The sequence below is a fragment of the Selenihalanaerobacter shriftii genome, from assembly GCF_900167185.1.
Taxonomy (GTDB): domain Bacteria; phylum Bacillota; class Halanaerobiia; order Halobacteroidales; family Acetohalobiaceae; genus Selenihalanaerobacter; species Selenihalanaerobacter shriftii.
This window is the reverse complement of the sequence record NZ_FUWM01000028.1, coordinates 14,881-27,330: the sequence shown is the minus strand read 5'-3', so window position 1 is coordinate 27,330 and position 12,450 is coordinate 14,881. Positions and strand designations below refer to the sequence as shown.

9 protein-coding genes and 2 pseudogenes are annotated in these 12,450 nt (G+C 30.6%); all 11 read left to right on the top strand.

Annotation, left to right across the window (positions count from 1 at the left end; translation table 11 throughout):
* Nucleotides 1–234: pseudogene (locus B5D41_RS12595) on the top strand (UDP-glucose 6-dehydrogenase); the annotation flags it as partial.
* Between the two features lie 405 nt (nt 235–639).
* Nucleotides 640–888 (top strand): ribbon-helix-helix domain-containing protein, encoded by a 249-nt coding sequence (locus B5D41_RS12590; protein ID WP_078811001.1) that lies wholly within the window; start codon nt 640–642, stop codon nt 886–888.
* A complete protein-coding gene (locus B5D41_RS12585; RefSeq protein ID WP_078811000.1) occupies nt 869–1,282 on the top strand; it encodes a type II toxin-antitoxin system VapC family toxin in 414 nt (137 codons plus the stop codon). The genes B5D41_RS12590 and B5D41_RS12585 overlap by 20 nt, the downstream gene beginning before the upstream one ends.
* Nucleotides 1,283–1,380: 98 nt before the next feature.
* Nucleotides 1,381–2,156, top strand: a pseudogene (locus B5D41_RS12580) (Rpn family recombination-promoting nuclease/putative transposase).
* Nucleotides 2,157–2,303: 147 nt separating this feature from the next.
* Entirely contained in the window at nt 2,304–2,525 is a 222-nt protein-coding gene (locus tag B5D41_RS12575; RefSeq protein ID WP_078810999.1) for a hypothetical protein, read from the top strand.
* A complete protein-coding gene (locus tag B5D41_RS12570; protein WP_200806473.1) occupies nt 2,525–2,902 on the top strand; it encodes a type II toxin-antitoxin system VapC family toxin in 378 nt (125 codons plus the stop codon). Before B5D41_RS12575 ends, B5D41_RS12570 begins: the two co-directional genes overlap by 1 nt.
* A 521-nt stretch (nt 2,903–3,423) precedes the next feature.
* On the top strand, nt 3,424–4,500 hold the full coding sequence (locus B5D41_RS12565; protein WP_078810997.1) for a mannose-1-phosphate guanylyltransferase: 1,077 nt from the start codon (nt 3,424–3,426) through the stop codon (nt 4,498–4,500).
* 215 nt (nt 4,501–4,715) lie between these two features.
* Complete coding sequence (gene galU, locus B5D41_RS12560; RefSeq protein WP_078810996.1) at nt 4,716–5,627, top strand: UTP--glucose-1-phosphate uridylyltransferase GalU; 912 nt, start codon at nt 4,716–4,718, stop codon at nt 5,625–5,627.
* A gap of 438 nt (nt 5,628–6,065) precedes the next feature.
* The gene (locus B5D41_RS12555) at nt 6,066–7,805 is read left to right on the top strand and encodes a phospho-sugar mutase (RefSeq protein ID WP_078810995.1); all 1,740 of its coding nucleotides are present in this window, start codon (nt 6,066–6,068) and stop codon (nt 7,803–7,805) included.
* A gap of 22 nt (nt 7,806–7,827) precedes the next feature.
* The gene (locus B5D41_RS12550) at nt 7,828–9,096 is read left to right on the top strand and encodes a GumC family protein (RefSeq protein ID WP_078810994.1); all 1,269 of its coding nucleotides are present in this window, start codon (nt 7,828–7,830) and stop codon (nt 9,094–9,096) included.
* A gap of 181 nt (nt 9,097–9,277) precedes the next feature.
* Nucleotides 9,278–12,448, top strand: a complete 3,171-nt coding sequence (locus B5D41_RS12545; protein ID WP_078810993.1) for a DEAD/DEAH box helicase — start codon at nt 9,278–9,280, stop codon at nt 12,446–12,448.
* Nucleotides 12,449–12,450 lie beyond the last annotated feature (2 nt).

Below are 12,450 nucleotides of genomic sequence, written 5' to 3'. Positions count from 1 at the left end.
AACTTTAGAGCATCTGCTATTCAAGGAGTAATGGATAGATTAGAGAATAAAGATGTAGGGTTAGTCATTTATGAACCAACTCTAGAGGAAGAAGAGTTTGCAGGTTTTAAAGTAATTACGGATCTAGCAGATTTTAAGAATATGTCAGATCTGATAGTTGCAAATAGAATGAATCAAGAGTTAGAAGATGTTGAAGAGAAGGTATATACCAGAGATCTATATAGAAGAGATTAGCACCTCGGATTAACTTAAATATAATTAACTGGTGCTACTAATTATAATTAGTCAATATACTTTCCAGAGCGACTCTTAAAAACACCGTGGAGCCATGGAGGCTGTAGAAGAATGCTTTTAGCTCTTTGCCTTTAAATTAGAGTACTAATCTTTTCTACTTACTCAGGACTTACTACCATAGCCAGTATTGGTCTGTATACTGGCTATGGTGGAACGGTGTTTTTTGAAAGTGAATGAAGCAGGAGGCGGAATGAACGGCAAGCAGCGGAATTATATTGATGACATATAAGCAACAAACTAACTATTTATCCCATGACATTGACCCACTCAGTGTTATGGGATTTTTGAATTATTATTGACATTATATTTTCTTTGTAATACAATATGTAATACGGAGGTGGTATTATGATTAGTGTAAGGCTATCAAAGGAATTAGAAGAAAAAATCAACTTACTATCTCAACAGGAAGATATAACTAAATCGGATATAGTTAAAGAAGCACTTGAAATGTATATGGAAAAACAAGAACAACAAACGAAACCATATGATTTAGGTGAAGAATTTTTTGGCAAGTATGGTAGTGGCCAGGGAGACCTCTCTACCACATATAAAACGAAAGTGAGAGAAAAAATAAATGAAAAAATGTCTGATTGATGCTGGCCCTCTAATTGCTTTATTTGATAGGGATGACAAGCATCACCAAGTTATTAAAGACTTTTTAAGATCATATGAAGGACGCCTATATACTACCTGGCCAGTCATCACCGAAGTCTTGCATATGCTAAACTTTAACGTTCAAGCACAGATTGATTTTCTAAGATGGATAGAAAGAGATGCATTAAATATAGTTCAACTAACAAAAGCAAACATATCCAGAATTATTAAATTATCAAATAAATACTCAGATGTGCCGATGGACTTTGCAGATGCTACATTAATTATATTGTCAGAGCTAGAAGATATTAAAGAAATTATTTCAATTGACACAGATTTTTATATTTATCGAAATATTAGGAATGAATATATAAGAAACATTTTTGATTATTAACTATTCATTACTTTCTAAAATTGACCTATTCAGTGTTATGGGATTTTTAACATATAGCTAATTATATGGTATAATTGAATTAGAAAGCATTGAGTTAGATGGGTAATATCAATAATCCTCACGATAAATTCTTCAAAGAGACTCTAACTGACTTAGAAACTAGTAAAGACTTTATAAAAAATTATCTTCCATCGGAATTATTGAACATAAAAGTTATCATTCTTCTAAAATAGCATTACAACTTTTAAAATATATGTTAAAGATATGGGAATCAAAATTTCAACAAAGTAAAGATAAATTACCATTAATTATTCCTTTAGTCATCTATCATGGTCAAAAAGAATGGGATATAGATTTAAACTTAGCTGATTTATTAGTAGACGTACCAGAAGTAGTAGCCAAATACGTACCTAATTATCAATATTTACTTTATGATCTATCGAAATATAGTCATGATGAGATAAAAGGTGGAGCTAAATTAAGAATCTTCTTAGAAATTTTAAGAGGAATTTTTAGAGGGGATTTCGTAGAGAGTTTTAAAGAAGCCTTAATAGTTTTAGAAGAATTAGAAGAGAAAGAAAAAGGAATTGAGTATTTTGAAGTTATAGTTCGTTATGTAATGAACGCTAAGGAAGATTTAAGTGTTAACGACTTAGAGAAGGTAACCAAAGAAATATCATCAGAAAGGAGTGAAGAGCTGATGACTATTGCTGAAAGATTAAGAGAAGAGGGTAAAAGAGAGGGTAAAAAAGAAGGGAAAGAAGAGGTAGCAAAAAAATTATTAGAAATGAATTTTAATTTAAAAGAAGTCGAGAAAGCAACTGGCTTATCGAAAGAAAAAATTCTAGAGATAAAGAATAAAACTGTTAATTAAAGATAGAGCTAACAGGAATCTTCCCATAACATTGCTCCACTCAGTGCTATGGGATTTTTGAATTAATAAGAAAAATTTGTTAATTAACATTATCTAGTATATAATAATTAATATAGAATGAATACTGAATAATGGAGGTGGGCTATTATGAATTTCATAAGAAAAATCATTGATAGTAATGAGATAGATAAAATAATAAAATTACCACAGAAATTAAAAAATAAAAGAGTAGAAGTATTGATTTTACCCATTGATGATGATGAGGAAAAAAAAGAAGAATTTAATCCTGAAGATTTTACAAATATATTAGATATAAAAGGTATTGAAACGGAAATAAAAGTTATGAGAGATGAATGGGAGAGGATATAATGCATTTAATTGATACTAATATCCTTATATATCACTTTAATGGAAATATTCCTGATGAATCAGTAACTACAATAAATAAAATTTTTAAGAAGAATTTTAATATTTCAGTAATAACACAAATGGAATTTTTAGGTTTTAGAAAGCATACGAAAGAAAGTTTTAAAAAAGCTAAGCAGTTTTTAGAGTATTGCAATGTTGTTGACCTTGATGATGAAATAGTTAATCTAGTTATAGATATTAGAAGGAATTATAATATTAAGTTACCAGATGCTATTATTGCAGCTACAGCTATATTTAATGATTATAACTTAGTAACTCGTAATATAAAAGATTTTGAAAAATTAAGAATTAGAATATATAATCCTTTTGATATTTGATTAATACATCCCATAACATTGACATGCTCAGTGTTATGGGATTTTTAAATTGTTATTACCCTCTAAAATAGAAAGAGAGTTACCCTGTCTCTTCGCCGACATTTAAAACAGTATCCAAAAAAATTTGTTTTAATCTAGCAGAAAGAAAGTTATCTAATCTTTTGTCAAACTTAAAAACAGCGTCAAATAGAATTTGATGTTTTAAAATACAAATGGAGTTACCCTATTCCTTTGCCGACATTAGAAAAACAGTATTAAATATAATTTGTGAAATGAAAGGAAAAGAGTGTTTTTGTATTAAAACACTCCTTGAATAAAACAAATTATATTTAATTGGTTACTGTTTTTCCAGTCTAAAAGGGATGGGGTAACGATATACACCTTACTATTTTCCCAGTCAAAAAGAAATGAGGTAACGTCAACAAATTATCCCCAACCTATAGCAGGAAAAAGCAGAAACTTTACAGAATAAGTAACTAGATATAAATAATTCTACATAAATTACTAGGAGGCTTTATTTAATGATTACACCATTGATTATGGCTGGCGGAATCGGTAGTAGATTCTGGCCTTTAAGTCGTAAGCACCAACCGAAACAGTTTTTAAATTTAGTTGATGAAGATCAGAGTATGATTCAAGCTACGGTTTCTAGAATTAGTGAATTAGCTTCTCATGAAGATATATTTATTGCTACTAATCAGGATTATGCAACTGATATTCAAATGCAGTTGTCAGAGATTCCTAAAGATAATATAACAATAGAACCTATGGGGAAGAATACGGCTGCGTGTATCGGTTTGGCAGCTTTATATATTGAAAGAAAGGACCCAGAGGCAGTAATGGTAGTCTTACCATCTGATCATCTTATAAAGAATCAAGAAAGATATCTAGAAATAGTAGAAGAAGCAGCGGAAATAGCTAAAATGGAGGATAGATTAGTAACCATTGGTATTAAGCCTAATCATCCAGAAACAGGTTATGGATATATACATTATGATCAAAAAGATAAATTAGAAGGAAATGAAGATATATTTGCAGTTAAAGAATTTACTGAAAAACCTGATCGAAAAACAGCTAAACAGTTTTTAGATCAAGGTACATATCTTTGGAATAGCGGTATGTTTGTTTGGCAGGTTTCTACAATTCGTAAGATGTTTAAGAAGTATATGCCTAAATTACATCAGGCATTAGAGCGAATGAAAGAAGCTATAGGTACTGAGAGTGAGTTTGAAGTATTAACTAAAGAATTTGAAAAGCTAGATAGTATATCCATAGATTATGGAATCATGGAAAAGGCTGATGATATCTATGTAATCCCTGGAGACTTCGGCTGGGATGATGTAGGTAGCTGGCCTGCTTTAGAAAGAGTAAGAGAAGCAGATAAGGCTGGCAATGTTGTCAAAGGTAATCATATTGGTCTTGAAACTAAAAACTCCATTATTCAAGGTAATGGTAAATTAATAACGACTGTTGGTTTAGAAGATGTAGTCATAGTTGACACAGAAGACGCTATTTTAATCTGTGATAAGAAAAAAGCTCAAGATATAAAGAAATTAAGGAAGCAATTGGCAGAATCCGGCTTTGAAAATTGCTTATAAATGTTATACAATAAAGTGAAGTATTATTTTAAATTATGTATGACTAAAAAAACAGATAATATTAGATACAGACTAATTTATAATTATTATATTATCAATAAGCTATTATTTGTTTTTAAGTCTTGTGTCTAGTCTCGTGAGAGTCTTGTATAAAATAATTTAATGTAGGTTTAATCAATAATATTCGATTATCTTTAAGGAGGAGTATATGACTTATGAAAGTAAAAAAAGCAGTAATTCCCGCCGCTGGATTAGGAACTAGATTCCTACCAGCAACTAAAGCACAACCAAAAGAAATGTTACCTATTGTTGATAAACCGACTATTCAATACATAGTCGAAGAAGCAGTAGAAGCAGGTATAGAAGATGTAATTATTATAACAGGTCGTCACAAACGAGCAATCGAGGATCACTTCGATAAATCATTTGAGTTAGAGGTATCCTTAGAAGAACAAGGTAAGCTAGAAAGATTAAAGATAGTTCAAGATATATCTAACCTTGTAGATGTTCATTATGTTCGTCAGAAGGAGCCATTAGGACTAGGACATGCTATCTTATGTGCTAAAACCTTTGTCGGTGATGAACCATTTGCTGTACTATTAGGAGACGACATAGTAAAAGCAGACAAACCAGTAACAAAGCAATTAGTTGAAACCTTCGAAGAAAAAGAATCAACAGTTATTGGTGTACAAGAAGTACCAGATAACTTAGTCCATAAATATGGAATTGTAGACTACTTTAACGGTAAGAATGGAACATATAAAGTCAAAGATTTAGTAGAAAAGCCGAATTTAGAAGAAGCACCATCTAACATAGCTATTCTAGGTCGCTATGTAATAACTCCAGAAATCTTTGATATTCTAGAAAATACAGAGCCAGGAAAAGGCGGCGAAATTCAACTAACCGATGCCCTAAAAACTCTATTAGACCAAGATGACGTATATGCCCATGTCTTCGACGGACGCAGATACGACATCGGTAACAAACAAGGATTTTTAGAAGCCATAGTAGAAATTGCCTTCTCTAGAGATGACATAAGAGAAGACTTCAAAGAATACTTATTAGGTTACTTACAAAAAGAACTCAAAGAAGACGTATATAAAGAAATAGCAGCTACGAAAGAATAACTATTTATGAACCATAATTAATTGATGTTAGATATTCAAGTAGACTACTGAAAGTCGTTTGAAGAATAATAAAAGTTACCCTGTCTCTTTGCTGACATTAGAAAAACAGTATTAAATAAAATTTGTTTTTCAAAGAATAGAAAGGAAGTTACCTAATCTTTTGCCGGACTTAAAAATAGTGTCAAATAAGATTTGTTGATTAAAAATAGAAAGAGAGTTACCCTGTCTCTTCGCCGACATTCAAAACAGTATTCAATATAATTTGTGAAATGAAAGAAAAAGAGTGTTTTTGTATTAAAACACTCCTTGAATGAAACAAATTTTATTGAATTGGTTACTGTTTTGCTAGTCAAGAAGAGATGGGGTGACGTTATTAACGCTACTATGATTACATAGCTATCAATTAATTATCCACACAACTTGGAGGCTGATAAACAAATGTCTTATCAAGAAAGATATCAACAATGGTTACAGAGTGATTACTTTGATGAAGAAACCAAAGATGAGTTACAATCTATTGCTGATAATCAAAAAGAGATCGAAGATAGATTCTATACTGACCTAGAATTCGGTACCGGTGGACTCCGAGGTATTATCGGTGCTGGAACTAATCGAATTAATAAATATACTATTCGAAAAGCAACCCAAGGCTTAGCTAATTACATATTAAATCAGGGAGATCAAGCTAAAAAGCAAGGTGTATCTATTGCCCATGACTCTAGATTTAAGTCTAGAGAATTTGCTTTAGAAGCAGCATCAGTCTTAAATGGAAATGGAATTAAGACTTATTTATTTAATGAATTAAAGCCTACGCCGGAATTATCTTTTGCTGTTAGAGAATTAAAAGCCATAGCAGGGATAGTTATTACAGCTAGCCATAATCCTCCGGAGTATAATGGTTATAAGGTATACTGGAGCGATGGAGGACAGATAGTTCCTAAACGGGCAGAGAAGATTATTACTGAGATAAAAGAAATTAAAGATTTTTCTAAAGTGAAGAGAATAGAAAGAGATGAGGCAGAGGAGAAGGATTTATTTAAGATTATTAGTGATGAGATTGAAGATAAGTACATAGCCAAGATCAAAAAATTAGTAATTAATCCAGAAATAATTTCAAAAATTGATGATAACTTTAATATTATATATACTCCATTACACGGAAGTGGAAATAAGCCAGTAAGAAGATCTTTAAAAGAAATAGGTTTTAGCAATGTCCGTGTAGTTGAAGAGCAAGAGGAACCAGACCCTAATTTCTCTACAGTAGATTATCCTAATCCGGAAGCGATAGAAGTCTTTGATTTAGCATTAGATATGGCTGAAAAAGAAGACGCAGACTTAATAATGGGTACTGATCCGGATGCTGATCGATTAGGAATTCTAATAAAAGATGAGAATGAAGGATATATATCATTAACTGGAAATCAGATAGGAGTTTTATTAGCTAATTATATTTTATTTCAAAAACAAACAAAAGGTAATCTAACTGATAACGGAATAATAGTAAAGACCATAGTAACAACTGAAATGGTAAGAAAGATAGCTATCGATTATGGAGTAGAGTTAGTAGACACTTTAACAGGATTTAAATTTATTGGAGAGAAGATTAGAGAGTTTGAAGAAAGAGGAGAGAAAGATTTTATTCTTGGCTTTGAAGAGAGTTATGGTTATTTAGTTGATACCTTTGTTAGAGATAAAGATGCCGTTATAGCAGCTGCTTTAGTGGCTGAGATGACCGCTTACTATAAGGAACAAGGCTTAACCCTTAAAGGGCAACTAACACGGCTTATGGACAAGTATGGCTATTATTTAGAGGATTTGGAGTCTATTGTACTTAAAGGAAAGACTGGTCAAGAGAAGATAGAAAAGATTTTAAGTACTTTACGCGATCAAAATCCTGAAGAAATTGCTAATAAGACAGTTACTAGAGTTAAAGATTACTTAACAGGCAAAGATTATGATTTAGAAGGAAATAAGGAAGCGGAATTAGATTTACCAGAAGCTAATGTGCTTCAGTTTACTTTAGAAGATAATAGTGTTATAACTGTTCGACCTTCAGGAACAGAGCCTAAGGTTAAGATGTACCTTACAGTAGCAGGTGATAGCCAAGAGGATTCTGAAAATAAGTTAGAAAGATTGAAGGGTGAATTTTTAAATATGGTACAAGAGATTATAAATTAATTTTAGGAGGAGAATATCACTTATGGAAAAACCACAACCTAATCGAGAACCACATTATGATGATTATTATGAAATAGATTTAAGGGAATACATAACATTATTATGGGAAGGAAAAGCATTAATCATTGGCTTATTTATAGTAGCAGTTTTAGCAGCCGGTATTATTAGTCAATATTTTATAGCTCCTGTATATCAAACAGAAGCTCAAATGTTAGCTCCTACCTTTAATTTATCAAATGAAAAACAGTTAGATAGTGATGATTATTTGAGTTTTTTAAAGAGTCCTAAATTAGGTCAGAAGGTAATTAATAAATTTAAATTGGATAAAGATAAAGAAAATTTTACTGTTGAAAATTTAAATAAAATGTTAAGTGTGTCATCTAAGAAAGATTCAAATTTAGTAACAGTTACTCTGGAAAGTAATGACCCACAGTTAGCCAAGAAGATACTTAGCTACTGGATAAAGCTATTCCAGCAAAATGTAGATGAATTTATAGAAAATCATAATAATTCATATTTTAGAAATTTAAAACAAAATATGGAGAGTAGTAAAGAAGAATATAATACTGCTTTAAATAAATGGACTTCTTTTAATCAAAAGGTTAATTTAAATTTATTAACTTCTCAACTTCAAGAAAGAGAAAGTAGATTAAGTACTTTTGAAATAAAGAAATCTGATTTGCAGAATAATATAGAAAAATTAACGGCAGGATACAAAGAAATTCAGCAGATGATAAATAATACAGATAAGTTTATAGTTACTAGAGAACAAATAAGTGATAGTAGTTTAAGGAAGTTAAAAGCAATCATTAATGATGAAGATATTCTAGAAAACTTAATTACTGAAAATGAAAGCTTAAGTCCTCAGTATTCTAATTTAATGAATATCAAAAATAAGATTCAACAAAAACTTACCACTAATAAAGCAGAATTAAACTCTTTAACAAATGAAATTGATAAATTACAGAAAGAAATACCTAAATTACAGTCTAAAGTGGCTCAATATCAAAAGCAAAAGGGTTTATTAAAGGATAAATTAAATATGACTAGACAAAATTACCAAGAAGGACAACTAGCTTATAATCAAGCTATGAGGGAACTTAGTCAAAAAAATTATCAGATTGACATAGTAAAACAGACAATCGTTCCTGAAAACCCTATTAGTCCAAATAAAAAATTAAATGTGGCTATAGCAGGTGTTTTAGCTTTAATGTTAGGAGTCTTTATAGTATTCTTTAAAGAATTTATGGCCGAAGAAAGTATAGTAGAAACTACTTCTAAAAAAGCATAAATAGTAAAAGTCTAAATATTTAATTGGAACTTAAGTATACATGAAGTAGGTGTTGGAATCTATATACAAACATCTGCTTCTTTTTATTTTGTTTATTTGATAGATAAAAATCTATGAACAATTATTAAATTACACCAGTTAGTGTATAATAAAATCAGAAATTCATTTGGAGATGATGTAAATGTCCTATGTTGATGCCCTTACAGATTATGTGCCAAGCAAGATCTATAAACGAGGTAAAAAATATTATGAAACGAATAAAATCCTTGATTATGATATTTCTGATGGAGGTAATAAAAAGTTCTCTCTTACAGCAGAAGTAAAAGGAACTTATAATTATCAAGTTGAGATTGATTTATCATTGGAAGGAGATGAAATCCATTTTGAGAATGATTGTACTTGTCCCTATGACTGGGGATCTATTTGTAAACACGAGGTAGCTGTATTATATAAATTTTTAAATGAAGATTATCATCTCCTTGGTCTACCGGTTAATGATTTTAATAGCTTTACAAAATTAGAAGAATTAAGTGAAAGTGTTCAAACTACAAAAAATATTCCTCTACAGTATTATATTAAAGGGTTAGCAATTGATGCAATGGTTAATTTTAAACTTACCTTAGACTCTCCTAACTGTCCAATTAATAAATTAGATTCTATAATTGATTATATTCAGGCTTCTTATGCTTATCAGAATTTAGATCAAATAGTGTCTGGATTAAGTCATAATGATATAGTTAATATAGAATATTTAAGTAATACAGAAACCAGTAAGAGTCAAACGCCAGGTGCTCTACTTTTTCCTAAAAGCCAGGCTAATTTTAATTTCTTATTAAGGTTAATGACAGAGAATGAAGTTTACTTAGATGAAACTAAAAAAAGGGTAAAAAAAGGTGAAGTCATATATCCTGATTTAATTTTAGAAGGGAATTTAGATCAAGTAGAAATTAAGACCAAAAAATTCGATTATCCTATTTATGAAGGGGATCTTCATCAAGAAAGTCGTCTACAGTGGACAGTAATTGACTCTCAGGTTCATCCCCTTGAATTTAATTCTATTGAGCAGATTCCAGATAATATTCTAATCCCTAAGGAGAAACAAGGTGAATTTCTCTTTGAAATCTTACCTTCTCTTAAAGAAGAGTTAGAGTTAGAGATTGATGAAGAATTAGAAGGTTATCAATTAAATTCAAAACCACCTGAGATTAAAGTAAAGTTTGACTATCAAGATAATAATATATTATCTTACTCAGAGGTTAAATTAGGGGATGAGGTTTATGAAAATTCAGAGATTTTAGGTTTTGATTCTAATAATAAATGTTATACTCAAATGGAGGATGATCCTAAAGAGTGGTTTAGTTTAGATACTAAGCCTATAGAGAACTTGATAAATTACTTAGAAGATTATGAGTTTCATGTTTCCCCTAACAATTTTAATATTAAAGATGAGAGTGATATTCAAGAATTTATTACTGAAGGGATAGATAATTTACCAACTGAGTGGGATGTAGAGACTACTACTGCTTTTGATGAAGTAGAGGTAAAACCTGTAGAGCTTGAGCCGATAGTTGAATTAAAAGATGATGATGAAGATGGAACTATAGATTGGTTTGAATTTAAAGTAAAATATAATCTTGGTGGAGAGACTTATACTTATCAAGAGCTTAAGAAGCTCTTACGTCAAAATAAGGCTGGAGATAATTATTTACGAGTTGGGAATCAATATTTAATCTTAGAAGATGATAAACAGGAGCAAGAGATTAATCAGCTACTTGAGTTAGCAGAAAGCCAAGGAGACGCCAGTTATCGTAGTAGCTATTATAACTTGCTTTATTATCGTAATTTAATAGAGGAAACTGGTATTAATTTTGTTGGTAATCAGGTTTATAATGAATTAAATGAAGATATTACTGCTGATAACCTAATTAAAGAAGTTGATATTCCTATAAAAGCAAAAGATATTTTAAGGGATTATCAAAAACAAGGTTACTATTGGTTACGTTTCCTAAATAAATATCATTTTGGTGGAATTCTAGCTGATGATATGGGATTAGGTAAGACTTTACAAACTCTGACTTTATTAAAGAGTTTATCATTAAATAAGCCAGCTTTAATCATCTGTCCTCGCACATTGATCTATAATTGGAGTGAGGAAATTAAAAAATTCTTTCCTCAATTTGAACATTTAGTCTACTACGGGTCTCCAACAGATAGAGAGGAGATGAGACAAAACTTTAATCAATATCAAGTGCTCATCACTTCATATTCAATTATTAGCCGTGATTATTTAGATTTAGAAGATTTTTCATTCTCCTATGTTGTCTTAGATGAGGCACATCATATTAAGAATCGTCGTACTAAAAGAGCTAAAGGAGTCAAGATGATTAAAGCTAAGAATAGATTGGCTCTAACCGGAACTCCAATTGAGAACTCTTTAGAAGAGCTATGGTCTATTTTTGACTTTTTAATGCCAGGATATTTAGGAAATTATAAAGAATTCAGACGTAAGTACTTAAAGCCTATTAATCAAGAGAATAATCAAGAAGAATTATTAGAATTAAAAGAAAGAATTGCTCCTTTTATTTTACGTCGCAAAAAAGAAGAGGTTCTTACTGAATTACCTGATAAAATCATTAATATTCAACCAGTACAGATGTCCAAGGGGCAAGAAGATACATATCGATTAATCTTAAAAGAGGTTAAAGAGAATTTAGTAAAAACAGTTGAGGAACGAGGATTTAATCGTTCCCAAATTAATATTTTAGTAGCATTAACTAAATTAAGACAGGTCTGTGATCATCCTCGCTTAATCCTTGATGATTCTGATAAAAAACTAAGCTCTGGTAAATTAGATGTCTTATTGGAGATAGTACAAGATGCTATCGCAGGTGGTCATAAGCTAATCGTCTTCAGCCAATTTGTTAAGATGCTAAAATTAATTAAGAATAGGTTTAAAAAGAATGGAATAGAATTTGAATATTTAGATGGAAGCACTAGAAATCGTATGGAACGAGTAAATCGTTTTAATCAATCTTCAGATGTAAATGCATTCTTAATTAGCTTAAAAGCCGGAGGTACTGGATTAAACTTAACATCAGCTGATATTGTAATCCATGTTGACCCCTGGTGGAATCCTATGGTAGAAAGGCAAGCTACAGATCGAGCTCATCGAATTGGACAAGAGAACCAAGTAATAGTTTATAAATTGATTACTACTGGTACTGTAGAAGAGAAAATTTTAAAACTACAAAAGAGAAAAGAAGCTATTTTTGAGAACGTAATTGAAAATAATAGCAACCCTATGGATGAAATTAGTTGGCAAGATATTCAGGAGTTATTAGAATATGATTAGAC

Bases quoted from the DNA above. Each gene is read 5' to 3' on its own strand.
- B5D41_RS12590 (WP_078811001.1), top strand. From the start codon at position 640: ATGATTAGTGTAAGGCTATCAAAGGAATTAGAAGAAAAAATCAACTTA.
- B5D41_RS12585 (WP_078811000.1), top strand. From the start codon at position 869: ATGAAAAAATGTCTGATTGATGCTGGCCCTCTAATTGCTTTATTTGAT.
- B5D41_RS12575 (WP_078810999.1), top strand. From the start codon at position 2,304: ATGAATTTCATAAGAAAAATCATTGATAGTAATGAGATAGATAAAATA.
- B5D41_RS12570 (WP_200806473.1), top strand. From the start codon at position 2,525: ATGCATTTAATTGATACTAATATCCTTATATATCACTTTAATGGAAAT.
- B5D41_RS12565 (WP_078810997.1), top strand. From the start codon at position 3,424: ATGATTACACCATTGATTATGGCTGGCGGAATCGGTAGTAGATTCTGG.
- galU (WP_078810996.1), top strand. From the start codon at position 4,716: ATGAAAGTAAAAAAAGCAGTAATTCCCGCCGCTGGATTAGGAACTAGA.
- B5D41_RS12555 (WP_078810995.1), top strand. From the start codon at position 6,066: ATGTCTTATCAAGAAAGATATCAACAATGGTTACAGAGTGATTACTTT.
- B5D41_RS12550 (WP_078810994.1), top strand. From the start codon at position 7,828: ATGGAAAAACCACAACCTAATCGAGAACCACATTATGATGATTATTAT.
- B5D41_RS12545 (WP_078810993.1), top strand. From the start codon at position 9,278: ATGTCCTATGTTGATGCCCTTACAGATTATGTGCCAAGCAAGATCTAT.